The organism is Paraburkholderia sp. NMBU_R16, from assembly GCF_013282575.1.
GTDB lineage: Bacteria > Pseudomonadota > Gammaproteobacteria > Burkholderiales > Burkholderiaceae > Trinickia.
In genome coordinates, this window is sequence record NZ_JAAAYE010000019.1 from 12,416 (window position 1) to 39,221 (window position 26,806).

Annotated in this window: 20 protein-coding genes; 6 read left to right on the forward strand and 14 right to left on the reverse strand. The window is 62.9% G+C overall.

What is annotated here, in order from left to right:
- Nucleotides 1-48: 48 nt before the first annotated feature.
- From GWC77_RS11980 to GWC77_RS30100, 5 genes are all read right to left on the reverse strand, one after another.
- Nucleotides 49-786, reverse strand: a complete 738-nt coding sequence (locus GWC77_RS11980) for a 4Fe-4S dicluster domain-containing protein (RefSeq protein WP_173257123.1) — start codon at nucleotides 784-786, stop codon at nucleotides 49-51.
- Nucleotides 787-788: 2 nt separating this feature from the next.
- Complete coding sequence (locus GWC77_RS11985; RefSeq protein WP_173257124.1) at nucleotides 789-3,740, reverse strand: molybdopterin oxidoreductase family protein; 2,952 nt, start codon at nucleotides 3,738-3,740, stop codon at nucleotides 789-791.
- Between the two features lie 137 nt (nucleotides 3,741-3,877).
- The gene (locus GWC77_RS11990) at nucleotides 3,878-5,305 is read right to left on the reverse strand and encodes an amino acid permease (protein WP_173257125.1); all 1,428 of its coding nucleotides are present in this window, start codon (nucleotides 5,303-5,305) and stop codon (nucleotides 3,878-3,880) included.
- A gap of 225 nt (nucleotides 5,306-5,530) precedes the next feature.
- Nucleotides 5,531-6,946, reverse strand: a complete 1,416-nt coding sequence (locus tag GWC77_RS11995) for an FAD-binding oxidoreductase (protein ID WP_173257126.1) — start codon at nucleotides 6,944-6,946, stop codon at nucleotides 5,531-5,533.
- A gap of 11 nt (nucleotides 6,947-6,957) precedes the next feature.
- Nucleotides 6,958-7,089, reverse strand: coding sequence for a hypothetical protein (locus tag GWC77_RS30100; protein WP_302181358.1), 132 nt, complete (start codon nucleotides 7,087-7,089; stop codon nucleotides 6,958-6,960).
- Nucleotides 7,090-7,370: 281 nt separating this feature from the next.
- On the opposite strand from GWC77_RS30100, the gene GWC77_RS12000 reads away from it, so the two are divergent.
- Nucleotides 7,371-8,186 (forward strand): IclR family transcriptional regulator, encoded by an 816-nt coding sequence (locus tag GWC77_RS12000; protein ID WP_173257127.1) that lies wholly within the window; start codon nucleotides 7,371-7,373, stop codon nucleotides 8,184-8,186.
- A 96-nt stretch (nucleotides 8,187-8,282) separates the two neighbouring features.
- On the opposite strand, the gene GWC77_RS12005 is transcribed toward GWC77_RS12000, so the two are convergent.
- The 3 genes from GWC77_RS12005 to GWC77_RS12015 are packed head-to-tail and all read right to left on the reverse strand — an operon-like array spanning nucleotide 8,283 to nucleotide 10,792.
- Nucleotides 8,283-9,020, reverse strand: a complete 738-nt coding sequence (locus tag GWC77_RS12005) for an ABC transporter ATP-binding protein (protein ID WP_173257128.1) — start codon at nucleotides 9,018-9,020, stop codon at nucleotides 8,283-8,285.
- 32 nt (nucleotides 9,021-9,052) lie between these two features.
- The gene (locus tag GWC77_RS12010) at nucleotides 9,053-10,072 is read right to left on the reverse strand and encodes an ABC transporter substrate-binding protein (RefSeq protein ID WP_173257129.1); all 1,020 of its coding nucleotides are present in this window, start codon (nucleotides 10,070-10,072) and stop codon (nucleotides 9,053-9,055) included.
- Nucleotides 10,073-10,096: 24 nt separating this feature from the next.
- Nucleotides 10,097-10,792, reverse strand: a complete 696-nt coding sequence (locus GWC77_RS12015) for an ABC transporter permease (RefSeq protein WP_254366919.1) — start codon at nucleotides 10,790-10,792, stop codon at nucleotides 10,097-10,099.
- 668 nt (nucleotides 10,793-11,460) lie between these two features.
- On the opposite strand from GWC77_RS12015, the gene GWC77_RS12020 reads away from it, so the two are divergent.
- The 3 genes from GWC77_RS12020 (at nucleotide 11,461) to pta (ending at nucleotide 15,051) form a co-directional block, all read left to right on the forward strand.
- Nucleotides 11,461-11,868 (forward strand): nuclear transport factor 2 family protein, encoded by a 408-nt coding sequence (locus GWC77_RS12020; protein ID WP_173257130.1) that lies wholly within the window; start codon nucleotides 11,461-11,463, stop codon nucleotides 11,866-11,868.
- Nucleotides 11,869-12,040: 172 nt separating this feature from the next.
- On the forward strand, nucleotides 12,041-13,858 hold the full coding sequence (xsc, locus tag GWC77_RS12025) for a sulfoacetaldehyde acetyltransferase (protein WP_173257131.1): 1,818 nt from the start codon (nucleotides 12,041-12,043) through the stop codon (nucleotides 13,856-13,858).
- 152 nt (nucleotides 13,859-14,010) lie between these two features.
- A complete protein-coding gene (pta, locus tag GWC77_RS12030) occupies nucleotides 14,011-15,051 on the forward strand; it encodes a phosphate acetyltransferase (protein WP_173257132.1) in 1,041 nt (346 codons plus the stop codon).
- A 16-nt stretch (nucleotides 15,052-15,067) separates the two neighbouring features.
- Here the strand turns inward: pta and GWC77_RS12035 are convergent, their stop codons facing one another.
- Together GWC77_RS12035 and GWC77_RS12040 are read right to left on the reverse strand one after the other, a co-directional pair.
- Nucleotides 15,068-16,792 (reverse strand): cobalt chelatase, encoded by a 1,725-nt coding sequence (locus tag GWC77_RS12035; RefSeq protein ID WP_173257189.1) that lies wholly within the window; start codon nucleotides 16,790-16,792, stop codon nucleotides 15,068-15,070.
- The gene (locus GWC77_RS12040; protein ID WP_173257133.1) at nucleotides 16,792-17,802 is read right to left on the reverse strand and encodes an AAA family ATPase; all 1,011 of its coding nucleotides are present in this window, start codon (nucleotides 17,800-17,802) and stop codon (nucleotides 16,792-16,794) included. The genes GWC77_RS12035 and GWC77_RS12040 overlap by 1 nt, the downstream gene beginning before the upstream one ends.
- A gap of 338 nt (nucleotides 17,803-18,140) precedes the next feature.
- Between GWC77_RS12040 and GWC77_RS12045 the strand changes: the two genes are divergently transcribed.
- Nucleotides 18,141-19,778 (forward strand): GMC family oxidoreductase, encoded by a 1,638-nt coding sequence (locus GWC77_RS12045; RefSeq protein WP_173257134.1) that lies wholly within the window; start codon nucleotides 18,141-18,143, stop codon nucleotides 19,776-19,778.
- A 26-nt stretch (nucleotides 19,779-19,804) separates the two neighbouring features.
- Here the strand turns inward: GWC77_RS12045 and GWC77_RS12050 are convergent, their stop codons facing one another.
- The 3 genes from GWC77_RS12050 to GWC77_RS12060 form a co-directional block, all read right to left on the reverse strand.
- Nucleotides 19,805-21,187 carry an MFS transporter gene (locus GWC77_RS12050; protein ID WP_173257135.1) on the reverse strand — a complete coding sequence of 461 codons (1,383 nt, stop codon included), beginning with the start codon at nucleotides 21,185-21,187 and terminating at the stop codon, nucleotides 19,805-19,807.
- A 78-nt stretch (nucleotides 21,188-21,265) separates the two neighbouring features.
- Nucleotides 21,266-22,882 carry an AMP-binding protein gene (locus GWC77_RS12055; protein ID WP_173257136.1) on the reverse strand — a complete coding sequence of 539 codons (1,617 nt, stop codon included), beginning with the start codon at nucleotides 22,880-22,882 and terminating at the stop codon, nucleotides 21,266-21,268.
- Nucleotides 22,879-24,324, reverse strand: a complete 1,446-nt coding sequence (locus GWC77_RS12060) for an aldehyde dehydrogenase family protein (RefSeq protein WP_173257137.1) — start codon at nucleotides 24,322-24,324, stop codon at nucleotides 22,879-22,881. Before GWC77_RS12060 ends, GWC77_RS12055 begins: the two co-directional genes overlap by 4 nt.
- Nucleotides 24,325-24,529: 205 nt before the next feature.
- Here GWC77_RS12060 and GWC77_RS12065 point away from each other — a divergent pair, with 205 nt between their 5' ends.
- Nucleotides 24,530-25,294: an IclR family transcriptional regulator gene (locus tag GWC77_RS12065; RefSeq protein WP_173257138.1), complete on the forward strand. Its 765-nt coding sequence runs from the start codon at nucleotides 24,530-24,532 to the stop codon at nucleotides 25,292-25,294.
- A 79-nt stretch (nucleotides 25,295-25,373) separates the two neighbouring features.
- Here GWC77_RS12065 and GWC77_RS12070 read toward each other — a convergent pair whose 3' ends face one another.
- Nucleotides 25,374-26,708: an MFS transporter gene (locus tag GWC77_RS12070; protein WP_173257139.1), complete on the reverse strand. Its 1,335-nt coding sequence runs from the start codon at nucleotides 26,706-26,708 to the stop codon at nucleotides 25,374-25,376.
- Between the last annotated feature and the right edge of the window lie 98 nt (nucleotides 26,709-26,806).

Here is a 26,806-nt window from a genome sequence, read left to right on the forward strand (position 1 = left end):
GCGCGCGGCCGACATCGCAACCCTTGCTGCCGCGCGCCGATGCGCAAATCAACGCTGAGCAGCCAACGCAGCCAGATCGATCTTGCCGCGTTCGAACTGCGCTTCGAGCGAAGCATCGCGCGATGCACCGTCACTCCCGCATCCACCGCTTGCGCAACCGCACGCGGATTCAGTCTTCACACGCGGCAGATAGTGGTTCGAGGGTTTCGTGTCCCATTCCGGCATCAATTGATAGCCGCCGCGTTCGCGAATTGCCTGCGACACCTCCGACTGCGGATCGTGAATATCGCCGAAGAGTCGCGCCGACGTGGGGCACGCCAACACGCAGGCCGGCTTGCGATCGCGCTCAGGCAGCGCCTCGTTGTCGATGCGGTCGGCGCAGAGCGTGCATTTGGTCATCTCCTTGCGCCCTTCGTCGAGTTCGCGCGCGCCATAAGGGCACGCCCACGCGCAGTACTTGCAGCCGATGCACTTGTCGTAATCGACGAGCACGATGCCATCCGATTTGCGCTTGTAGCTCGCGCCGGTCGGACACACCGGGACGCAAGGCGGATCTTCGCAATGCAGGCACGACTTCGGAAAATGAATCGTGTCCGTCATCGGGAATACGCCCGCTTCGTAGGTCTGCACGCGGTTGAAAAACGTCCCTGACGGATCGTCGTCGTAAGGGCGCATGTCAGTGAGACTGCCCGCCTCGCCCGACGTGTTCCACTCCTTGCAACTTGTCACGCACGCGTGACAACCCACACAGACATTGAGATCGATGACAAGGGCCATCTGAGTCATAGTCATTCCCCTTGTTTGAGCGTCGGGTCGGTCGGCGAGGCAGCCGTACCCGCGCGCCGCAATCGCGCGGCGAATTCGCCCTTGCCCGCGAAATACGCCTGCACGCGCTGAAAGACATTCGTCGAACCGGGCAGCGGCCGCATCGGTTCGAATTGCGGCAGCGTGGTGGCCGCATCGGCTTCGGCCCGATAGATCCGCACCCGCACGTCGTACCAGCCCGCCTGCCCCGTGATCGGGTCGGAGTTCGACATCCGCTCGCCGGCGCGCATGTCGCCCGGCAGTTCATCGGTGATCACGTGGTTCAGCAGGAAGCCTCGCTGCGATTCGCCGGCATTGGCCGCCAGATTCCACGCGCCGGCCGCCTTGCCGATCGCGTTCCAGGTCCACACCGTGCCCGGTTCGACGGCCTCGCTGTAGCGCGCGCGGCAACGCACCTTGCCCCACGGCGATTCGACATAGATCCACCCGCCATCCTCGATCCCATCCTTGGCGGCCGTCACCGGATTGACGAACAAATGGTTCTCGCCATGAATCTGCCGCAGCCAGGCATTCTGCGAATCCCACGAGTGATACATCGCCATCGGCCGCTGAGTGATGGCCGCGAGCGGGTAATGGTCGAGATCGGTCGCACCGTTTTCGAGCGGCGGGTACCAGAACGGCAGCGGATCGAAGTAACGTGCAATGCGCTCGCGCAGATGCTCGGGCGGTTGCCGCCCTTTCGTCTTGCCCTGCGCCGCAAGCCGGAACGTCTGCAGCGCCTCGGAATAAAGCTGGATGACGATCGGCACACCGTATTTGCGCATGCCGTTATCGACGGCCCATTGCATGTAGGGACCGTTGCAGTTGCGCATATATTGCAGTGATTCGGGCAACCGATGGTGATAGAAGCAGTTGTTCTTCGCATACTGCTCCCACTGTTTCGGATTCGGCTCCCCTGTGACAGCCTTCGTGCCGTCCTTGCCGCGCCAGCCGATCAAAAAGCCTGTGCCCGAATCGGGCGACGTTTGGAAGTTGACGACGAACTCGGGATAGTCGCGGAACTTGCGCTTACCGTCCGCCGTCGTGAACGCGGGAAACTTCAGGCGGCTCGCCAGTTCGATCAAGACCTCCTGAAACGGCTTACATTCTCCCGTGGGCGGCACGACGGGCACCCGCACCGAATCCACTGGCCCGTCGAACTCGGAGATCGGGCGATCGAGCACCGACATCACATCGTGACGCTCGAGGTAGGTCGTGTCGGGCAAGATCAAATCGGCAAATGCGGTCATCTCCGATTCGAACGCGTCGCAAACAACGAGGAAGGGAATCTTGTACTCGCCGTCCTCGCGTTTATCGACGAGCATCTTGCGCGCCTGTCCCGGATTCATCGACGAATTCCACGCCATATTCGCCATGAAGATCAGCAGCGTATCGATCGGATAAGGATCGCCGCGCCATGCGTTTGTGATGACCGAATGCATGAGCCCATGGACGGCGAGCGGATACTCCCACGAGAAGGCTTTATCGATGCGCGCGGGCGAGCCGTCCTCGTGCACGAACAGGTCGGCTGGCGCCGCAGGCCAGCCGAGCGGGCCTGTCGCAAGCGGCGTGTTGGGTTTGATCGATGCCGGATCGCTCGGCGGCTTTGCCGACGGCGGTGCCGCACGGGGGTACGGCGCTTTGTGGCGAAAGCCACCGGGCCGATCGATCGTGCCGAGCAACGACATCAAAACGGCCATCGCACGTATCGTCTGAAAGCCGTTCGAATGCGCCGCGAGTCCGCGCATCGCATGAAACGCGATCGGCGCACCTTCGACCGACTCGTGCGTCATGCCCCATGAGTCGGTCCATTGCACGGGCATCACGATGCGCTGCTCGCGTGCGACTGTCGCCATCTCGCGGGCGATGCGCGAGATCGTCTCCGCGGCGATGCCGGTGATCGAAGCGGCCCATTGCGGCGTGCAGTGCGCCACCTGCTCGCGCAACAGCGTGAACGACGGCGCGACGGGGGTGCCGTCGTCAAGCGTATAGCGCCCGTCGAGCGCGGGCTGCGCGCCTTCCGTGTGGTGCAGCACCGCGCGGTTCGAGCGCGTGTCCCACCAGAGATGGTTCTGCGGATAGAGCGCATTGACTTCGGGTGCATCCGCGTCGCGCACGAACAGCCCGAACGTATCGCGGTCCTCGCGAAGATCGACGAGTTCGGCCGCATTCGTGAATCGCTCGACGAACGCCTCGTCGTACGCATTCTGCTCGATCAGTTCACGAATCAACGCCATGAACAATGCGCCGTCGGTACCGGGGCGAATGGCGATCCATTCGTCGGCGATCGCCGCATAACCGGTGCGCACGGGATTGATCGCGATGAAGCGCCCGCCTGCCCGTTTGAATTTCGACAAGGCGATCTTGAGCGGATTGGAGTGATGGTCTTCAGCCGTTCCGATCATGAAGAACAACTTCGCATGATCGAGATCGGGGCCGCCGAACTCCCAAAACGACCCGCCGATCGTATAGATCATGCCGGCCGCCATATTGGCCGAGCAAAAACCCCCATGCGCCGCATAGTTCGGCGTGCCGAACTGCTTCGCGAACAGGCCCGTCAACGCCTGCATCTGATCGCGGCCCGTGAACAGCGCGAATTTCTTCGGATCGGTCGCCCGCAAATGCGCAAGCCGCTTTTCGAGCAGGTCGAACGCGACATCCCACGAGATCGGCTCGAATCGGGCCTCGCCGCGCTCGGTGCCGGCCTGGCGCAACAGCGGCCGGGTCAGTCGCGCAGGCGAATACTGCTTCATGATGCCCGACGAGCCTTTTGCGCAAATGACGCCCTGATTCAACGGATGCTCGGGGTTGCCGTCGATGTAACGCACTTCACCATCGCGCATATGCACGCGAATGCCGCAGCGGCAGGCGCACATATAACAGGTGGTCGTCTTGATCTCGAGTTTCTCGTTCTGCGTGCGGGCGTGATGGTCCATCGTGCTTCCTCGTTCGCGGCTGGCGGCGCCCCAACCTCGACGCGCATGCGCCGCCCGTTGAAGTCTCTATGGTATGAGGCGGCGCCGTTCCCTAAAAATCGTATTCGATGACCGAAACTATCGGCTGCAGCGATAGTTCAACGCGGCGGATAGGAGACGAGTTCGTGTTCGTCGACGACCCGCGCACGGCGACGGCCGATGAACAGCGTATAAGCGGCCAGCAGCAATCCGAGGCTCGCGACGCCAAGCCAGAGCGGCTTACGCTGGTCGGGGATGAACGCCATGGCAACCAGAATGCCGATCATGCCGGCGATCGAAAGCCACGTCAGATACGGGAAGCCCCACATCTTGACGCGCAGATTGTTGGCGGCCTTGGGGTCGAGACGGCTGCGCAGCCGCAATTGCGAGAATGCGATCAGCACATAAACGAAGATGGCCACTGTGCCGTACGAATTGACGAGGAATGCGAACACCGTATCGGGCGATATATACGACATCACCACCGATACATACCCGAACAGCGTGCCGAGCAGGATGGCACGCACCGGCACGCCGCGTTTATTGACCTTGGCGAGCGAGGCCGGCGCATCGCCGTTGCGCGTCAATGCGAACAGCATGCGCGATGCTGCATAAAGGCCGGAGTTCAGCGCAGACAATACGGCCGTCAAAACGATTGCATTCATGATGTGCGCTGCAGCAGGCAGGCCCATGACCTGCAATGCGCTGACATACGGTGTCGCCATCCGCGTCGAATTCCACGGCACGAGCGCTACGACGAGCGCCACCGACCCGACATAAAAGACGAGTACGCGCGTGATCACCGAGTTGGTCGCTTTCGCCACGGCACGGGCGGGCTCGTGCGCCTCGGCAGCCGCGATCGTCACGATTTCCGCGCCGAAGTAGAAGCCGGTCGCGGCCACCGCACCGCTCAATACAGGGCCGATGCCGAGCGGCATGAAGCCGCCATGCCCGAGCAACGTCGGCAACACGGCGCTCGTGTGCAACGCAGCAGGCCAGAGGCCGAGCACGTAGAGACCGCCGAGGAACAGAAACACGATAATGGCGCCGACCTTGATCGACGCGAACCAGAACTCGAATTCCCCGTAGCTCGCGACCGATATCAGGTTGGTCGCGGTGAGCACGACCAACAGCACGAGACTGATGAGCCACGCCGGCACATCCGGTAGCCAGAACTGTACGAGCTTGGCCCCGGCCACCGCTTCCAGCGCTACGACGATGACCCAGAAGTACCAATACATCCAGCCCGTCACAAATCCTGCGAGCCGGCCGGGACCGCGCCGACTGGTAAATGCAAGGCGTGCGTACTCGTAAAACGAACCCACGGCTGGCATCGCACATGCCATTTCGCCCAGCATTCGCATGACGAGCACCACGAGCGCGCCGGTGATCAGGAATGACAGGATCGCAGCGGGGCCCGTCTGCTGAATCACGACGCCGCTGCCCACGAAGAGCCCCGCGCCTATCACGCCGCCAAGCGCGATCATCGTCATATGACGTTGCTTGAGCCCACATTTCAGATTGCTTCCGTCCATCGAAGGTTGCATGTCTTCTCCATATCGTATTGATTTGAACCCGGCCCATGCGAAGGCGGCGGATCGCGATGGCAGCGCGATCGATGATAGGCGCGCAGGCACACTTGTTCATGCCATGCATGCCGCCGCATGGATTGGTCTACGAGCTTGTTGGTAGTGTGATTCGTGTCGGCACGCCCGGCTTTTTTCATTCGCCGGGCGCGCGCAAGGGAGTGGGCGCGCAACCGCGCACCGGGTTCAGGGCCGTTCGTCGCGCCTGAAGTACTGGGCATACAACATCCGTTGCCCGAGCCGGCGAAATGGTGCGAACAGGTGCCCAGGCAGCGGGCTCGTAAAGATCGGCAGCGTCAGATGCGCGCCTCTGCCCGCGATGCGTTCCGCGAGTCGGCGTCCGGCCTGCTGTGAGTACGACACGCCGTTGCCGCCGTATCCGAGCGCGTAATACACCGACTGCTTAGGATCGGGCTGACAGATGCGCGGCATCATGTCGTGGCTCACATCCACCCACCCCCACCACGAGTAATCGATGTCGACCCCGCGCAGCGCCGGAAACTTGCGGGCCATCCCTTCCTTGAGCAGATCCAGATGACGCGGGTTGGGCGCGTCGTGACCGGTAATTGCGCTGCGACTGCCGATCTGCAGGCGGCGGTCGGGCAGAAAGCGATAGTAAAAGCGCAGCGTACGCGTATCGGTCAACACCTGCGTCGTGCGGAAGTTGCACGCAGCGATCTCTGCGTCCGTCAGCACCCGCGTGACCATCGAATTCGACAGGATCGGCATCACCTTGCTGCGCAGCGACGGATGCAACGTCTGCGCCGTATAGGCGCCTGTCGCGATGCCTACCGAGCGGGCGCGAACGATGCCGCCCGGCGTATGCAGATGATGCACGCCGCCAATCGTCTCCCAACCGATCACGGGGCTGCTCGTATGGACCTTCGCCCCCGCCGCCCGTGCAAGCCGCAGGTAGCCGAATGCGAGCTTGAGCGCATGAATGCCGATGCCTTCGGGCTCGTGCAGCGCGCCGGCCGCCTCGTGATCGTCGAGAAACTCACGCCGAAACGTCTTGGCGCTGATCAGCTCCGAGGGATAGCCGAATACGTCCTTCCATACTTTCGCTTCGGCTGCGAGCTGTTCCATGATCCGCGGACGGTGCGCGATCAGGAAGTGGCCGCCCGGTTGCGGATCGCAATCGATCTCGTCGAGGAACGACTTGAAGTGGTTGAAGCCTTCGAGGATTTCCTCGTGCATCTTTAACGCGACATCCTTGCCCCAGCGCTCGATCCACTGCGAGCGCGACAGCCGTCCCGATGCGTTTTGCGCCTGGCCGCCGTTGCGGCTGCTGCAGCCCCAACTCGTCTTGTTCGCTTCGAGCACGACCGCTTTGATGCCGTGCTCGCGTGCGAGGCAAAGCGCCGTCGCAAGCCCCGTGTAGCCGCCGCCGATGATCGCCACGTCGACGTCGATATCGCGCGTGATCGGGCCGTCGTCGGCCGGTGCCGGGCCGGCTGTCGCCACCCAGTACGTCGGCGCATAGTCCTTGCCGTGACCGGGACCCGGCGAGACGAGTGGATCGTACGTCGGATCGTAGCGTCGATCCGTCGTCGTCTGCCCGGCAAAGCCGCCCGCCGTCCGTTCGACTGAGCTGTATTCCATGCTAAGGACTCCTAGTGATTGACGGAGGCTGCGCACGCTTTTACGTGCAGCACGGCGGCATTGCCCGACTTCAGCGTTGCACGGGCGGCCAGACGGTAGGGCCTCACCGCATCGGCAGGCGCTGCGGCGTATCCGTCGGCCATGCCTTCCTCCTGATCGGTCTCTTTTGTGTTTCGCGCAAACCTGGCTGGCCCTGCGCGATCTGTGAAGAAAGTCTAGTCAGGTCAATTTCGGCTCGGTAGGACCAGAGACAGCCATTCGCTTGGACCAGGATGACAGTCGCCGCTGCGTCCGTGGCATCGGCATCGGCATCGGCATCGGCATCGGCATAAACGAGCATAGGCAGACGGCGCTTCCTGGATCACGCTATGAAACTGGTACGAAATGGTTCATTTTCGAGAGTCGCCAGCAGGACGGATGACGCATGGCCGCCAATAACGATCGAACGCCCGACGCCGCACCCACCGACGAGGCCCGCGTGCTGCGGGCGCTCGCGGTGCTCGAAACACTCGCTTCCGCCGGGCAGCCGTACACGCTGTCCCAGCTGTCGGCGCGTCTGCACATTCCGAAAGCCACGCTGTTGCGCATGATCGAGTCGCTCGAGCAACGCGGCTATGTGCTTCACATGCCCGACTCGCGCGGCTACGATCGCGCCATCGCGCTCGGCCCTCGCGCCGCGCAGTTCGCATTGGCAGCGCTGGCGAACAATACGTTTACGCGCGGCTGCCGGTCGGTGTTACGCGCACTCGTGGAAGTGCTCGGCGAAACCTGCAATCTGACGGCGCTCGACAACGACTCTGTGCTCTATATCGAGCGCGTCGAAACGAATGAACCGTTGCGGCTTGAAATGCGGCCCGGCATGCGTGTGCCGTTGCATTGCACGGCCAGCGGCAAACTGTTTCTATCGCAGATGACGCCGCTCGAACGCAATGCGATGCTCACGCGCATGACGCTCAAGAAGATGACGTATCGAACCCTCATCGACGCAAACGCGCTCGCAACCGAACTCGATCGGCTCGGCACGCGGGGCGTCGGAATCGACAACGAGGAATTCGTGCGCGGCATGGTCGCGGTGGCGGTGCCGATCAAGGATCCCGCTGCGGGCCATACGCTTGCCGCGTTGGCCGTGCATGCGCCCACGGCACGCGCAACGCTCGACGATCTGCTCAAAGCGGTGCCGCAGATGAAACTTGCCGCGAGCCGCCTCGCGCCGCTTCTGCATTTGAACGAAAGCGCATGACAAATACAGCGAGGACGCGCATCGCATCCGGTGCAAAGCGCGTCCAGCGTCTACCGCCCGTCCAATGCTCGACCCATCCGTGCACGCCAGGCGCGCCTAATGCGCGAGAATGTCCATCGCCCGCTTCTTCAATTCGAGGAAGTGCGGATCGAACGCGACCTCGGGCGTACGCGGGCGCGTCAGTTCGATCGGCACATCGAGCGCCACGCGGCCAGGCCGGGCCGAAAGGACCACGAGGCGCGTACCGAGGAAGACGGCCTCATCGATGTCGTGCGTGATGAACACGATCGTGCATTGCAACTGATCCCAGAGCGCGGTCAGGAACGTCTGCATCGCGCTGCGCGTTTGCGCATCCAGCGCGCCGAACGGCTCGTCCATCAATAGCACCTTGGGTCGCATGACAAGCGCACGTGCGATCGCGACGCGCTGCTGCATCCCGCCCGAAAGCTCATAGGGCTTGTGCCGCGCGAACGCCTCGAGTCCGATCGTATGCAGAATCTCCGCCGACGCGCGGTGGCGCTCCGCCTTCGGCACCGAGTGCAGCGAAAGGCCGAACTCGATGTTCTCCTCGACGCTGAGCCACGGAAAGAGCCCCGCCTGCTGAAAGACGACGACTCGGTCCGCACCGGGTTCGTTCTTCACTTCGCCATCGACGAAGATATTGCCGCTCGAAGGCGACGTCAGCCCCGCCAGCAGATGCAGCAAGGTGGTCTTGCCGCATCCCGATGCGCCGAGCACGGTGACGAATTCACCGCCTTGGAACTGGAGGTTGATGTTCTCGAGCGCGGAAGTCGCGCCGAACGTCTTATACAGGGAATCGATGACGATGTTCAAGTTCGTCTCCTACGCGACTGGCTCAATCAAGCTCAATGGGCAAGCGATTGCGAATACTGCGGCGCAACGTTCGCCTCGAAACTGCTCGGCACGGATTGGATGCGACCGATCTTATTGAGGACCTTGGCCGTATTGACCAACGTCTCGTACGTCGCCGATTTCGTCACGCCCGCCCCCGACCCCATGACCTTCGGTGTCGTCTGGTCCGCACCCGAGAACAACTCGTACCCCGCCAGTTCGCTTTGCGCGACCGGCACCGTTACACCCGTTTGGCGCGCCATTTCAGCGATCGCGCGATCGCGATTCGATTGCGTGACCTGATAGCCTTCGTCGAGCGCCGCGACGAAGCCGCGCACGAGCTCGGGATGCGCTTTGGCCCACTCGGCGTTGGCGATGCAGACGTTGTAGCTCGACGCGCCGCGCGGCAGATCGCCGTCGGTTTTGATCGCCTTGCCGCCGGCTGTGCGCAGTGCGCTGAATACAGGATCCCAGACGATCGCGGCATCGATCGCACCCGTGACCCACGACGTGCGCATCTGCGGCGGCGCCATGTTGATCTGCGTCACCGACGAGTACGGCACATGCGCCTCGGCCAGGAACGTCGCCAATTCGAACGAAGCCTGCGAGCCGGCGACGATCGCGATCTTTTTGCCCTGCAGGCCCGCTACATCGTGAATTCCGCTTTCCGGCTTGACCACGATGCCGGCCGCGTTCGTATAGCGCTCCTGGTTGTAGACGATCGTCATCGGCAGGCCTTGCGCGATGGCCGTGACGAGCGGCGGCACACCGATGCCGCACATGAACGTCAGGCTGTTCGATGCGAGCGCGCTCATGGCCGCCGGGCCGGAGCTGAACATTTTGTATTGGACGTCGGCATTCATGTGACGTTCGAACATATGCTCGGCCATCGACACCATATACGGGTCTGCGCCGTTGTCCTCATAGCCGATGATCACTTGCGGCTTGCTCTGGGCGTGGGACACGCCGGCAACCAGCGCGCTCATGACCAGCAGCGCAGCGGCTGCGCCTTGAATCGCGGTTTTGGTTTTCATGTTTCGTCTCCTCGATGGGTGGGTTCAGTCATGCCCGCGCCAGGGCACGATCCAATTCTCGAGTTGGCGTATCGCCAGCTCCATGGCATAGCCGATCACCCCGATGATGACGATGCCCACAATCACGACGCCGACCTGCAACGCCTGCCCGGCGAACTGAACGAGCCAGCCAAGCCCGCTGCTTGCGGCGATCAGTTCGGCCGCGACCAGACACGTCCAGGCCACGCCGATCCCGACGCGCATCGCCGTAAAAATCTCGGGCATCGCGGAAGGCAGAACGATCCGTCGGAAGATTTGCGCGTTGGTTGCACCGAGCGTGCGGGCAACCGAAATCCGCAGGGCCGGCGTGCTCTTGACCCCCGACATCGTGCCGATGATGATGACCGGGATCGTACCGACCAGAATCAGGATCGCCTTCGGCAACTCCCCGATGCCGAACCAGACGACGAGCAACGGAATATAGGCGAGCGGCGGCACTGGCCGCACGAACTGGAGCAGCGGGTCGATGATGTCGAAGATGAACTTGTTGCGCGACATCAGCAGCCCGACCGGCACGCCGATCGCGACCGCGCCGACAAAGCCGATGACGATCCGGAAGCAACTGATCAGAATGTCGCTGATCAGCGACTGTCCGCCATAGCCGTTACGCACGATGTCGACGAACGACTGCCAGACGGCAATGGGCGAAGGCAGCGCGAACGAAGGAAAGATGCCCGCCATCGAAACCGCCTGCCACAACAGAACGGCTATCGCCAAAACAGCGGCGGTCAATCCGTATGATCTTGCGGTCGAATTCATCAGGCACAGTTTGAGCCATGATTCGCCGGGGGGCCGGGCAGGTCGCTTCATCGTCTTGCCGTGCTCAGTTAGTGCTCTCGCTCTCACTGCTGTCTCCTGAAGTTGCAGATCCTGACTTCTCGTCGCCGCTTCTCGCGACCGCTTCTCACCACCGCTTCTCGTCACCATTGAGCAGCCGTAATGAGCTCGCCGACTGTCAAAAGTGCTGATTGGCGCGCTGATAAGAGCGCCGATATGGCTGTAGATAAAAGCATGGTTAAAAGCGCTGATAAAAGTATAGTCAGCGCCAACACCTGCGACGGGTCTTGTCTTGAGCCATGGTTGGCAATGGCCGATTCGCCCGTTTAGTCAAGCATTGTCAATCATTAAAAGACCGGGTAGAGCCAGGCGAACAGATCCGATGGGTCCAGTGCGCCCGACGCTGCCGCCGTGCGTCCGCCCGTCTGCCTCGCGCGTCAGGCTGGACCAGTCGAAAGCGCAAGACTGGCGCTACCGGCCTATGCGAACCCCCATTAACGTATTCCCTATCCAATGGGCCCGCCGTGCATGGAGGCGGTCTGCGGCTCGCCACCATCCTTCAGGAGACACCGATGACTGAAACTTCGCTCGTCCCGTGCGCCGTCACGGCCGATACGCTCGCCGCGTTTTCCGACGCGTTCAACCGCCACGACGCCGACGCGCTGATGGGCTTCATGACCGAGGACTGCGTATTCGACGCCGCCGCGGGGCCCGATGTCCATGGCACCCGCTTCGTCGGCCGGGATGCCGTACGGATGGCGTTCGAAGCCGTCTTCGCCGCCTTTCCCGACGCGCACTGGGGGAGCGGGCGCCACTATGTCGTCGGCGATCGCGGCGTCTCCGAATGGGTGTTTTCGGGCACACACACGGACGGCTGGCGCATCGAGGCCGAGGGTTGCGACCTGTTCGAGTTTCGCGACGGACTGATCGCCGTCAAGCGAGCGTTCCGCAAAGAGCGGCCGAAGCAGAGCACGCGATAAGCCACGAATGCGCGCTCGCGCACTGATGGCACCGCGCGGGCCCTTCTTTTGAAACGAATCATTTCATTTCATTCCAATTTCGTCATCGCTCACCGGAATGGCTTGACCCGATACAGGCCTTGCATAGGATCGGAAATCATGCCTTTCGCCAAACGATGACCGGAGACACCCAATGAGCGAACCCACCCGCCCCCAATCCACGACTGCCAACGGCCCGCAGGATATGACGCCTTCCGAGGCGTTCGTCGAAACGCTTGCTGCCAACGGCGTGACCGACATATTCGGCATCATGGGCTCTGCGTTCATGGACGCGATGGACATCTTCGCGCCGGCCGGCATTCGCCTGATCCCTGTGGTCCACGAACAGGGCGCGGGCCATATGGCCGATGGCTACGCCCGCGTATCGGGCCGTCACGGCGTCGTGATCGGTCAGAACGGCCCCGGCATCAGCAACTGTGTGACCGCGATTGCCGCCGCCTATTGGGCGCACACCCCCGTCGTGATCGTCACGCCTGAAGCGGGGACGATGGGCATCGGGCTTGGCGGCTTCCAGGAAGCGAACCAACTGCCGATGTTCCAGGAGTTCACGAAGTATCAGGGGCACGTCACGCATCCGGCACGCATGGCCGAATTCACGGCACGCTGCTTCGATCGCGCGCAAGCCGAAATGGGACCGACGCAACTGAACATCCCGCGCGACTACTTCTACGGCAAGGTCAAAGTCGAGATTCCGCAACCGCGCAAACTCGACCGCGGCCCCGGCGGCGATCAAAGCCTCAATGAAGCGGCCGACCTCATCGCACAAGCGAAGTTTCCCGTGATCATCTCGGGCGGCGGCGTGGTCATGGCCGATGCCGTCGAAGAATGCAAGGCGCTCGCCGAACGTCTCGGTGCGCCTGTCGTCAACAGCTACCTGCACAACGACTCGTTCCCGGCGAACCATCCGCTGTGGTGCGGCCCGCTCGGCTATCAAGGCTCAAAGGCCGCGATGAAACTGCTCTCGCGTGCCGATGTCGTGATTGCGCTCGGTTCGCGCCTCGGTCCGTTCGGCACGCTGCCGCAGCACGGCATGGATTATTGGCCGAAGGAAGCGAAGATCATCCAGATCGACGCCGATCACAAAATGCTCGGCCTCGTGAAGAAGATTTCGGTTGGCATCTGCGGCGACGCAAAAGCGTCGGCCATTGCGCTGACGCAACGATTGGCCGATCGCAAGCTCGCGTGCGACGCCACGCGCAGCGAGCGGGCCGACCACATCGCCATCGAAAAAGCCGCGTGGGAAAAGGAACTGGACGCCTGGACGCACGAACTCGATCCGTACAGCCTCGACATGATCGAGGAACAAAAGCACGAGCGCACGTTCAACGGTGGCCAGTACCTGCATCCGCGCCAAGTGCTGCGCGAACTTGAAAAAGCGATGCCCGAGGACGTGATGGTGTCCACCGACATCGGCAACATCAATTCGGTTGCGAACAGCTATCTGCGCTTTAACAAGCCGCGCAGCTTCTTCGCGGCGATGAGTTGGGGCAATTGCGGCTACGCGTTCCCGACCATCATCGGTGCGAAGGTCGCGGCCCCGCATCGCCCGGCGGTTTCATACGCCGGCGACGGCGCCTGGGGCATGAGCCTCATGGAAACGATGACCTGTGTGCGGCACGGCATTCCAGTGACGGCCGTCGTCTTCCATAACCGGCAGTGGGGTGCGGAGAAAAAGAACCAGGTCGACTTCTACAACCGCCGCTTCGTGGCAGGCGAGCTCGACAACCAGAGCTTCGCGGCGATCGCGCGTGCGATGGGCGCCGAAGGCATCGTCGTCGATCAGCTCGAAGATGTCGGCCCCGCGCTCAAGCGTGCCATCGACATGCAGATGAACGAAGGCAAAACGACGATCATCGAAATCATGTGCACGCGCGAGCTGGGCGATCCGTTCCGTCGCGATGCGTTGGCCAAGCCTGTGCGGTTGCTCGACAAGTACAAGGATTACGTCTGATCGTCATGGCGCTGCGCGCCCGCCTCGCGGGCGCCGCGCCTCGCACCCTGCAGCTTGCGGCCGGACCGGCGAATCGACGCGCCCGCTCGGCCGCTTTCTTCATTTGAACCGACATGCCTTCCTTCTTACGCCTTCTTTCGAGTTGATCAACCATGAAAGCCCTCAACCGCATCATCGAAGCCGCGCGCATGTCACCGATGCGCATCGTGCTCTGCGAAGCCGAAGATCCGCGCGTGCTGGCGGCCGCCGTGCGCGCGAGCCGCGAGGGTATCGCACGCATCATGCTCGTCGGCGCGCCCGATGCGATCCGTGCCGTGGCCGAACGCGAGTCGCTGTCGCTCGATGACATCGCGCTCGTCGATCCGGCCACATCGGAGTGGCGCGCGCGCTTCGTGAGCGAGCTCGTTGCACTGCGCTCTGCCAAAGGCATGACGGAAGCGCTCGCACAGACCGAAGTGCTCAAACCGCTCGTGTTCGCCGCATTGATGGTGCGCTGCGGCTATGCGGACGGATCGGTCGCAGGCGCCGTCCATACGACCGCCGACGTCGTTCGCACAGCGATCCAATTGATCGGCGTCGAGCCTTCGTTCAAGCTCGTCTCGAGCTTCTTTCTGATGATGTTGTGCGAGCCGTTTCACCGTTATAAAGGCGGACTGATTTTTTCCGACTGCGCGCTCGTCGTCGATCCCGACGCCGGGCAACTGGCCGAGATCGCCCTGGCCGCCGCCGACAGCGCACGCAGCCTGTTGATGGAGGACCCGCGCGTGGCAATGCTGTCTTTTTCGACGAGCGGCAGTGCGCATCATGCGCATGTCGACAAGGTCGTCGAAGCGACACAGCGCGTGAAAGCATTGCGCCCCGGTCTCGCCATCGACGGTGACGTGCAGTTGGACGCGGCGATCGTCGCCGAAATCGCCGAACGCAAGGTTGAACATTCACAGGTCGGCGGGCACGCGAACGTACTCGTTTTCCCGAACCTCGACGCCGGCAATATCGGCTACAAGCTCGCGGAACGGATCGGCGGGGCGAAGGCGATCGGCCCCCTGCTGCAAGGCCTGCACTTCCCCGCCAACGATCTGTCGCGCGGCTGCAGCAGCGAAGACGTTTTCTATGTGATCGCGGTGACCGCCGTGCAGGCACAAGCCGCGCATGAGCGGGACGCCCATCATTCGACCAAGCCTCACGCGGCATGAAGCCTAGGGTGCAACGCTAACCGCGCCGCTGCCCGATCCACTGCGCAAGATCGAGCAGCCGCTTCGTATCGAGCGGCGCTGCGGGATCGACCGTCGTGCAGTGCCGATAGAACGTGCTCAAATCGCAGCCCATGCCGAGTCCCAGGATTTCGACGTCGCGCACTGATTCGTGTCGAAGCAGCACATCCTTCAAATGGTCGTCGAGATATGAAGGCCCATTGGCTTGCGACGTAGCGGCGTCCATCGGACTGCCATCTGAAATGACGACAAGAATGCGCCGGCTCACCGCACGTGCGGCCAGCCGCCGGCAGCTCCAATCGATCGCTTCGCCATCCACCCCTTCTCGAAACAGATCGGCCTTGAATAATGCGGCGATATCGGTGCGTGCGCGCCGCCAACCGACGTCGGCCGCCTTGAATACCATGTGGCAGGTTTCGTTCAGCCGCCCCGGATGCGGCGGCCGCCCCTTTCCGAGCCATTGCATCCGTGCGCGGCCGCCGTTCCAGGCGAGCGTCGTAAAGCCCTGTATCTCGGTCGTCAGCCCCGCGTGTTCACTGGCCCGAACGAGGCTGTCGACCAGGACCGCAACGGTGTCGACATGCGCCTTCATCGACGCCGAACAATCGATCAGAAAGCCGATCGCGCAATCGCCGCGCGGCCTCACGCGCTCCTGCACAAACACGCGGCGCTCAGCCGGCGAGCTGACGATCTGCGCAAGACGCCGGCCGTCGATGCGCCCCGCTTCCTCGCCGAACGACCACCCGTCGCGCTGCGGCGCGCTCAGCGCAACCTCCAGGGCACGCGCGACTCGTGCGATATTGAATCCGCACCGGGCGATGCGTTCGTCGAGCCGCTCACGGTATTCGCGCAACAGCGGCTGACGCACGAGCGCACCTGCAGACACCTCGCGGTCGAACTGCGTCGTATAGGCGTGGTAACGCTGCACGGACAAATTCGCAACACGCGTGCCCTGAGCAGCGTTCCCGGCTTCGAACGCTTCATCCGTACCTTCGAAGTCGACCCATAGCGAAAACGACGTCAACGCATCGTCGGCGTCGCGGCCATCGGCGGCAGCGTCGGCCAGCGACATTGCGCCGGCTTGTTCGAGCTTCGACGTCACGCGATGCGCCAATTCGCGCGCATGCTGCGCATAGCCGCGTTGATCGAAGCGATTGCGGCGCAATCCCGTCAAACAAACGCCGATCGTCGGCACGATGCCGGCACGTGTGGCCTCGATGAGGTCTTCGGTCTCTTCCAGCACGCGCGAGCCGGTCACGCGCGACCATACGACCTGAAGCACCGTATAGATCAGAATGCCGAGCTGACTGTCGACCAAGCCCGCGCGATGGTAGGCACGCGACCACCCTTCGAAGCGATTGCGCAGATTCGCGGCGAGACCGGACATGCCGGGCGGCGCCAACGATTCGCATCGGATCTGCTCGAACATCTCGAACAACCAGCGCTCGACGTACGCATCGGGTGAGAGCTGCCGATGCAGTGCGGCGTCCGAATGCACGAGCCGCATGGCGGCGCAGTCGGCCGCGCCGCGCAACGACGCGAAGTCGTCTTGCTGCGCATCGCTGCGCAGATGCGGAGCAAAGAGCGGCAACGGCCGCACCTGGCGGCATAAACGGCCGGCGCGGTAATGCAAGGCGGCATCGCCCGTGTACGCCCGCACGACGGCCGCGCACAGCCGTTCGCGGCCTACGGCCGTCGCCGCCGAGTCATGCAACGGCTTCATCATCGCGAAGCGAGCGGTACGCCGCTGTCAGCAGGCCCTTCGACCTCTGCGCTCGCCGCCTCATCGCCCAGCGCGACGCCGAAGCAGCGCTGGTAATACTCGCTCACGATCGGCCATTCCGCTTCGTCGCATTTGTTCAGGAACGTCAACCGAAAGGCGAGCTCGGGGTCGCGAAAGATCTGACAGTTCTCCGCCCAATCGATCACGGTGCGCGGCGACATCAGCGTGGAAAGATCGCCCGTCGCGAAGCCCCTGCGCGTCAGTGCAGCCATCGCAACCATCGATTCGACGAGCGCGCGGCCCGCATCGTCGGCAAGTTCCGGCACGCGGGCGAGCACGATCCCGGCTTCCTCTTCGCGCGGCAGATAGCTCAATGTAGCCACGACATTCCAGCGGTCCATCTGCGCGTGATTCAACATCTGCGTGCCGTGGTAAAGACCATTCAGATTACCGAGGCCGACCGTATTCGATGTCGCGAACAGCCTGAAGCAGGGATGCGGGCGTATGACACGACTCTGGTCGAGCAGCGTCAAACTGCCGTCTCGTTCCAGAATGCGCTGAATTACGAACATCACGTCGGGACGGCCCGCGTCGTATTCGTCGAAGATCAACGCGACGGGACGCTGCAACGCCCACGGTACGATGCCCTCCTGAAATTCCGTGATTTGCCGCTCGTCGCGCACGACGATCGCGTCCTTGCCGACGAGGTCGAGGCGGCTGATATGTCCGTCGAGATTGACGCGCACGCAGGGCCAGTTCAGGCGCGCAGCGACCTGCTCGATATGCGTCGACTTGCCGGTCCCGTGCAGGCCTTGCACCATCACGCGGCGGTTATAGCTGAAACCGGCCAGGATCGCGAGCGTGACTTGTGCATTGAAGCGATACGCCGTATCGATCTCGGGAACATGATCGTCGCGCTCATCGAACATGGGCACCATCAGGCCCGAATCGATGCCGAAGCATTCGCGCACCGACACGATGCGATCCGGCGTTCTTTGCATCCCATCCATCGTCACAGCTTTCTCCTTTGAAACTGGCTCGCCGCCACGGCGGTCCACTCCCGATCCTGATCGCGATCGTAGCCTCGTATCAGGGAGCGCCAAAGAACCAGTAGCGACATTTCGGTTGGACCAGCGGTGCGGTTGCCGTGTCATCGTAGCCGGATTGCCCAGGCGACTCCATGGATAAGGGCGTTTTTGAGCCGAAATCGACACATTCCGTTTCAGTTTGGCACCCGAAACACGTCATGAGCTTGCGAAGCCCTTCGTCATCCGCGACATTGAATCCATCGAGCGGGATGCAACGCGGTTTCCCGAAATATCTTTCGGATCGCCAGGAGACGTTTTTCATGGAACACGAAGTCGACTATGTCATCGTGGGCGCGGGGTCGGCAGGATGCGTATTGGCCAACCGCCTGAGCGTCGATGCGCGCGACTCGGTCGTCCTGCTGGAAGCCGGCGGCGCGGACACGAATCCGTGGATTCACGTGCCCGTCGGCTATTTCAAGACCATGCACGATCCCGAACTCGATTGGTGCTACCGCACCGAGCCCGATCCGAACGTCGCCGGCCGCCGCATCGATTGGCCGCGCGGCAAAGTGCTCGGCGGCTCGAGTTCGTTGAACGGCTTGCTCTATGTGCGCGGGCAGCGCGAAGACTACGATCGTTGGGCTGCGCTCGGCAACCGCGGCTGGCGCTATGCCGATGTCCTGCCCTACTTCAAGAAATCCGAAGACCAGGAGCGCGGGGCCGATGCTTACCACGGCGTTGGCGGACCGTTGAAAGTCTCCGACCTGCGGCTGCGACGGCCCATCGCCGATCACTTCATCGCGGCGGCACAGGAAATCGGCATCCCCCCCAACGCCGATTACAACGGCGCGAGCCAGGAGGGCGTCGGCTACTACCAGCAGACCGCCTACAAGGGCCTTCGGTGGAGTACGGCAAAGGGTTTTCTGAAACCGGCCCGCAAGCGCCCCAATCTGCAGGTCGTCACGCGCGCGCAGGTGTGCCGCATCCTGTTCGAAGGCACAACGGCGATCGGCGTCGAATACATCCGGGGCGGCGAGCGCAAGATCGTGCGAGCACGCGCCGAGGTCATCCTCGCGTCGGGCGCCATCGGCTCGCCCCAGATCCTGCAACATTCGGGCATCGGCCCCGCGCCTTTGCTGCAACGCGTCGGCGTTCCCGTGCGCCTGGACCTGCCCGGCGTAGGGCGCAATCTGCAAGACCATCTGCAGGTCCGGCTCGTGTTCCGCACACGCGAGCGCACGCTCAACGACGAAGTCAATCACCCGTTGCGCAAAGCATGGATCGGCATGCAATACGCGCTGTGGCGCACGGGGCCGCTCACGCTGGCCGCAAGCCAGGTGGCCATCTTCACGCGCTCGCGCCCCGACGTCGATCGTCCCGACATCCAATTCCATATGCAGCCGCTCAGCGCCGACAAGCCCGGCAAAGGCGCTCATCGGTTTTCCGCGTTCACGTCGTCGGTCTGCCAGTTGCGCCCCTTCAGCCGGGGCTACATCGAGATTCTTTCGGCAGACCCGTTGCAATATCCGGCTATTCATGCCAATTACCTGTCCGACGAGCGCGATCACCCGGTCGTGATCGGCGGCATACGCGTGGCACGCCGCATCGCCGCGGCACCCTCGCTCGCCGCACGCATCGTCTCGGAGTTCACGCCCGGCTTGGAGTACCAAAGCGACGCCGAATTGCTCGAGGCGGCGCGGCAGTACAGTCAATCGATTTATCACCCGGCAGGTACCTGCAAAATGGGCAACGACGCGCTAGCCGTCGTCGACGAGCGTTTGCGCGTGCGCGGTATCGCACGGCTGCGCGTCGTCGATGCGTCGATCATGCCGGAGCTCGTGTCGGGCAACACGAATGCTCCGGTCATCATGATTGCCGAGAAAGCCGCGGATATGATTCTCGAAGACCGGCGCGCGCCCCCCGTAGCGGCACACGAGCCTGTCGCAGCCGGGGCTTGAGCCCCGGCCCGATACGACCCGGTGCTTCAACGGCGCCAACGCAGCGGCCGCCGCAACGTGTGACGCTCCAATCGCACGGCCGGCATCGCATCGAGAAAGGCGAACGCCCCGCTCGCCTCCGCACTTTCGTTGCGCTCGCGCGCTTCGTCGGCTTCGACCGTGCGGTCTGTGTCGATAAACAAGGCGGCCACCAGACCCAGGGCCAATAAGCCGGCTGACATCATGAACGGCGCGTTGTAGCTGCCCGTATGTTCGATGAGGTAACCGAAAGCAACCGGCGAGATCATGCCCGCGACGCCGAACCCCGTGTTCATCATCCCGCCCGCCGTGCCCGCATATTTGCCCGCGATATCGAGCGGCAGCGTCCACAGCACCGGGTTGGTGATTTCGAGGAAGAAGAACGATCCGCTCAGCAACCATACAGCGGTCAAAGGATCGGCCACCGAAATCATCGGCAGCAGGAACGCGAGCGAACCGCCCAGTCCGACGACGAGCACCGAGCAGCGCGCGAAGCGCAGACGCCCTGTCACCTTGTAGATGCGATCGGAGACCACGCCGCCCAACGTGTCGCCCACCACGCCGGCAAGCAACGGCAGCGCTGTGAAGAGTGCGAGATGTTTGAGGTCGAAGCCACGCGATTCCTTCAGATATGAAGGCAGCCAGGTCAGATACACCCACAACAGCCAGCCGTAACAAAAGTCGACGAACGTGACGAGCCACATCCGGTGGATCAGCTTGCGCCAGGGCGTCCGTGCACGCTTCGCGCGCTCGCAATCGCCGGTTCGATAGCCGATCTCGGCCGTTTCCTCAGGCGTGATGCGGCGATTCTGCTCGGGGGTGTTCGTAAACACGAACAGATAAAGGACGGTCCATGCGAGGCTCGCGACGCCGAGCAGGATAAACGCGTCACGCCAGCCACCGGCCACCACCACGGCGAGCACGAGCGGGGGCGTGACCGCGCCGCCCAGGCGTGCAAAGCTATGCGTGATGCCTTGCGCGAAGCCGCGTTCGCCGACGGGCATCCAATACGTGAATGCGCGCGTCGCGGTGGGGAATGCGCCGCCTTCGCCAATCCCAAGCACGAAGCGCAGCGCGACGAGCATGGCCACGCTGCCGGCGAAACCGGTAGCGAGCGTCGCGGCGCCCCAGATCAACGAGAGCACCGTCAGCACGATTTTCGGTCCGAATTTATCCGACAGGCAGCCGCCGATGATCTGCATCGCTGCATAAGGATAAGCGAACGCAGAGAACACGAGGCCGAGCTGCACGGTTGTCAGCCCCATCTCATGGCGAATCAGCGGCCCTGCGACTGCAATGTTGACGCGATCGATGTACGAGATGAAATACATGAGGCACATGACCGCCAGGATGATATGGCGCGTCTTCACGCGCTGCGCACGCTGTTTCATACGGTTGTCTCCTACTGTCTCTTGTTCGAGATTTCGATGTCTGAAGCGAATCGCACTGCGGGCTCAGAGCCCCCTTTGCTAATCGGGCGCCGGCGCGAGCAACTTCAGGCGCTGCACCTTGCCCGACGGGCCGCGCGGCAAATCGCTGACGAACCGGATCTCCTTGGGCGTCTTGTAGCGGCCCAACTCGCGCAGACAATGCGTGCGCAATTCATGCGCATCGGGCGCTCCGTGCCAATGCGTCTCGCGCGGCACCACGAACGCCACGATCTCTTGCCCATACATCGAATCGGGCACGCCGACAGCCGCGGCATCGAGCACGCCGGGATGGCGCAACAGCGCCTCGTCGATCTCACGGGGCGCGATGTTCTCGCCGCCTTTGATGATCAGTTCCTTCGCGCGGCCGTTGATAAAGAAGTAGCCGTCCTCGTCCCGATAGCCGAGGTCGCCCGTGCGCAACCAGCCGTCGGCCGTAAAGGCTTTCGCGGTTTCTTCGGGGCGCTTGTAGTACCCCTGCATCACCTGCTCGCCGCGCAACACGATCTCGCCCGACTCGTTCGGGCCGCACTCGCGCCCCTCACGATCGATCACCTTCGCCTGCACTCCCGAGGGTAGCCCGATGCTGCCGATGCGCCGCAGCGCCGGATCGTAACGATTGCTGAATATCGGCGCGGCCGTCTCCGTCATCCCCATCGTCTCGATGATGCCGATGCCGAAACGCGCCTCGAACGCGCGATGATGGTCGCCCGGCAACGCAGCCGATGCGGTGCGGCAAAAGCGAAGCGCGGACAGATCGAATCCGGTCGGCTCGTCGCCGCCCAGCAGGTAGGCGACGATCGTCGGCACGACGTTGATCCAGGTGCAACCGAAACGCGCCACGTCGCGCCAGAACGTGCGCGCAGAAAACCGCGGCGTCATCACGACTGACCCGCCGTGATAGAGCGGCGCGAGCAGCGTCACGACGAGGCCGTTGATGTGATAAAGCGGCAACGATGCGAGCACGCGATCGTCGGCACCGAGCCGATGCTCGACGCTGATATTGCGCGCATTCGCCAGCAGGTTGCGATGGCTGAGCAAGACCCCTTTCGGGGCGCCCGTCGTTCCCGACGTATACATCAGCAATGCGAGGTCGTCCGGCCACAGGGTGTGCCCGGCCGTGCAATCGTCGTTCGCCGCGGCGGGCTCCGCTCCCCCTGATTGCGCGAGCGCGAGTTCGAGCTGCGGCAGCGCAGGCAGATCGATCGCTTCTGGCGCCGTATGCACGAGCGCGATGTTACGCGGGTGCGCCTGCTCGCCGAGCGCCGCGCATGCAGCCGAGACCGCATCATGCGTCTCATCGCAGACAAAAATCATGCGCGTGTCCGAATGCTCGACGATATAGCGAAGTTGCGACGGTTGGCACAGCAGGTTCAACGGATGAACGACGAGCCCGCTGTACATGGCGCCGAGCAGCAGCGTGGCCGTCTGCACCCCGTTGCCCATGAACACCGAGACAATATCGCCGGGCTTCAGCCCCGCCCGCCGGAATCGCGCTTCGAGTTTGCGGCACTTCTCCTGCAACATTGCAAATGTGATCGCCGCACCGGCTTCGGTCTGTTCCTCGTCGTGCGCCGGCGCTGCCAACAGAAACAGTTTGTCGGGATACTGCGTGGCGCGCGCATCGATCAATGCGCGCAGCGTCGTAGGCGTGTTCATCGGCCGACCCTCGCGAAGTAGTCGCCGAGCAGCGTGTCCGGATCGGGCATGCGCTCTTCGATCGGATAAGCGACGCGCGTTACATTGAGGTAGTAATGGAAATCGAGGTTGCCCGAAAAATTGTTGCGTCCCCAAGTACCGCAGCCCATCGACAACGAGAACGGCAGGCCGTTGTCGAAGTTGCCGCCCGTTGCAAGGCAGTGCGCCTGGTTGACGATGACGCGCGCCACGGGCAACCGTTCGCCCAACTCCACGGCGAAATCGGCGTTTGCCGTATGCAATCCGACCGAATGGCCGGCGCCCATATAGGCATAGATGTGTTGCACGATGCGCGCGGCATCGGCGAAATCGCTCGCGCGATAGACAGCCAGCACAGGTGAGAGCTTTTCGCCGGAGAACGGGTGTTCCGGCCCGAAGCCGTCCTCTTCCACCATCAGGAATTTCGGTTCGCGCGCGGCCAGTTCGTCGAGTCCCGCCAGCTGCGCGATCTGCTGTGCCGATTTCGCGGTGCAGCGCTCGGAGAGCTTTCCGTCGCGCCACATCGCCGCCTGCAGGCGTGCCTTCTGCCCCGCGTCGAGCAATACGCCTTTGCATCGCCGCAACTGTTCGAGCATCGCGTCATACACTGCGTCGTCGATCACGATGCTGTTTTCCGACGAGCAGCTCGTCGCGTTGTCAAACGTTTTCGATCGCGCGATCTTGCGCGCGGCCTCGGCCAAGTCCGCAGACCGTTCGACGATCGAGGCCACATTGCCCGCGCCGACGCCGAAAGCAGGCGTGCCGCTCGTATAGGCCATGCGCACGTTCGCCTGCGAGCCCGTCGCGACGACAAGATCGGCCGCCCGCATCAACTCGGCGCTCGCGAGCTTGCTGACAGGCTCGGGCAGCATCTGCACGAGAGCCGGATCGATGCCGGCCCGTTCAAACTGCTGATGAATGAACCCGATCAGCAACGCGCACGATGAGTAACCCTTGGGCGACGGCGCCACGATCACGGCATTGCCGCATTTGAGCGCATTGATGATCTTGTTAGCGGGCGTGGCGGCAGGGTTCGTCGAAGGCGTGATCGCCGCGACAACGCCTACGGCCCGTGCGATCTCGACGATGCCGCGCTCGGGATCGCGCGAAATGACGCCGCAGGTGCGTTGCCCGTGCAGATCGCGCAGCAAGCCCAGCGTCTTGCGGTAGTTCTTCCCAATCTTGTCTCCGATATTGCCGAGCCCGGTGTCTTGCACCGCACGTTCGGCGAGCTGGCGATTGCGATCGGGCTCCATGATGGCCCAGGCGGCCGCGGCCGCCGCAGTATCGAGCGTCGATTGCCCCGCGACCTCGAATGCGCGCTGCGCCTCGCGTGCGCGAGCAACGAGCGCGGCGACGCGCTCCTTCACAGCTTCGTCTGCCGGCGCGGCTACGATTTCGGCGACTGTCGCCCTCACGTTCATAGATGCACTCCGTTGCGAAAAGAATTGGCGGTACAGCCAATCTAGGCGAGCGCTTCTCGAGCCGGGTCCCGTTTCCCGCACATTTCCCGACAGCGTTGGCAGGTTCAACGAAAAGTGCGCATTTCGGGACTTACCCGAGTCCCGAAATCCGCCCGAATCGATACACAATGAGGACTACAGCGGGTGGTAGAACCGGGGAGAGGCGATGTCGGCGTCGAATCAGTCGAATGCGGCGGCAGTCCGAGCGTTTCGCGTGCTGGAAACGTTGGCGGCGGCTGGCCGCCCGCTATCGATGATGGAGCTCGCGAGCACGCTCGATTTACCGAAGCAGACGATGCACCGCATCCTCGTGCAGTTGAGCGACGCGTGGCTGATTACGCGCGGCGCCGGCGACAAGCGCTACGAATGTTCGCCGCGCGTGCGGATGCTGGCCGTCAACGTGCTCATGCATGCGGGCCCCGCTGCGGCGCGTCATGTCTTGCTCGAACAGCTCGTCGAAAAAATCGGCGAGACCTGTAATCTGACCATGCTGTCGGGCAACGACGTCATCTATCTCGATCGCGTCGAAACGGAATGGCCGCTGCGCGTGCATTTGCAGCCAGGGTCGCATGTTCCGCTGCACTGCTCGGCCAGCGGCAAGCTTCTGATCAGCTTTTTGCCGAAAGATCGACGCGACCGCGTGATCGAAACGCTGCCGCTGCGTCCCTATTCCGAGCGCACCATCACGAACCGCGAGACGCTACGCAAGGAACTCGCGATCACGCGTCGCCGTCGATTGGCCATCAACAATCAGGAACACCTGCAAGGGCTGATCGCGATCGCGGTGCCGGTCATGCTGGACCGCAATCGCGCCTGCGCGGCGATTGCGGTCCAGGCGCCCGTGGGACGATTGACGCTCGAAGACCTGCTGCGATTCGAGCCGGACCTGCGGCACGCGGCCGAAGAGACGGCTAAAACGTTTAGTGCGTGAAGTACGGATGCGCGGCAACCGCAGCATCGCTCGTTATGGCGGGCCGAGGTGTCGTCTTCTGCTTCCCATCACAGCGCGCTCAGGGTGCACTGACGGCGGGCCGTTCGCGAGGCGATACGCGTTGCCGCCCGCGCGCACGGTCCATCGCCCGCGCCGACCATGCGGAGACCAGTGCGGAAAACAGCACGTAGGCGCAGACGGTCCACCATTTGCCGCCACTCGTCTTCCATAGGGCGGTGGCGATGATCGGCGTGAGACCGCTCGCGAAAATTCCCGAGAATTGATAGACGAAAGAGATGCCTGTATAGCGGACACTCGCATCGAACAGATCCGCAAATAGCGCCGCCTCGGGGCCATATACCATCGCGTAGAAGATGCCGAACGGGATTACGATCGCGAGCCAGATCAGCAGCGTATTGCCCGGGTGGCTTTCGATCAGCCAGAACGCCGGATAGACCGATATGCCGCACAGCAATGAGCCCCACTTGAAGACACGTGCACGCCCGGCGCGGTCGGCGAGACTGCCGAACAACGGAATGAAGAAGCACATGACGAACGCGGCCATCATCACGCCGAGCAGCGCGTCCGTGCGATCCATCTTGATGTGTTGCGTCAGGTAACCGATCGAAAAGACAGCAAAGACATTGAAGAAGACGCCGTCGATATAGCGCGCTCCCATCCCGAGCAACAGTTCACGTCGATAATTGGCGAACATTTCGACGAACGGCAGCCGCACTGCGCAACGGCCGCGCTTGAGCGCGGCGAATTCGGGCGTTTCCATCACGTTCAGACGAATGTAGAGCCCGATCAAGACGAGCACGAGCGAAGCGCCGAACGCGACGCGCCAGCCCCACGCGAAAAACGCCTGCTCCGAGAGCAGATGCGACACGGCCGCCACCATCCCCGACGCGAGACACAGGCCGATCGACAGCCCGACCTGCGGCAGGCTGGCGTACAGTCCGCGCCGATGCGGCGGCGCATACTCGTACGCCATCAGCACCGCGCCACCCCATTCGCCGCCGAGGCCGATGCCCTGGAGCACGCGCAACGACAACAGCAGGATCGGCGCCCAAATCCCGATCTGCGCGTACGTCGGCACGAAGGCGACGCCCACGGTCGAGACGCCCATGATGAATAGCGACAGAATCAGTGCTGATTTACGGCCGATGCGATCGCCGAAGTGACCGAACACAACCCCGCCGACAGGACGCGTCACGAACCCGACGGCGAACGTCGAATAAGCGAGCATGATTGAAACGAGCGGGTCGTTCGCCGGAAAGTAGAGCTTATTGAAGACAATGCCGGCCACTACGCCATACAGGAAGAAGTCGTACCATTCGACCGTCGCGCCAACGACACTGGCCAATGCGACGCGGCGAACCATGCGTGAATCGATGTTTGGCTGGGATGACATGAAACGGCTCTCCTCCAGTGAATACCCGTGCGCGCTTGCGATCGGGGATTTCGGGAGCCCCTGGCGTCTCCTCCGGGGCATATCGTGCCGTGCCGGGT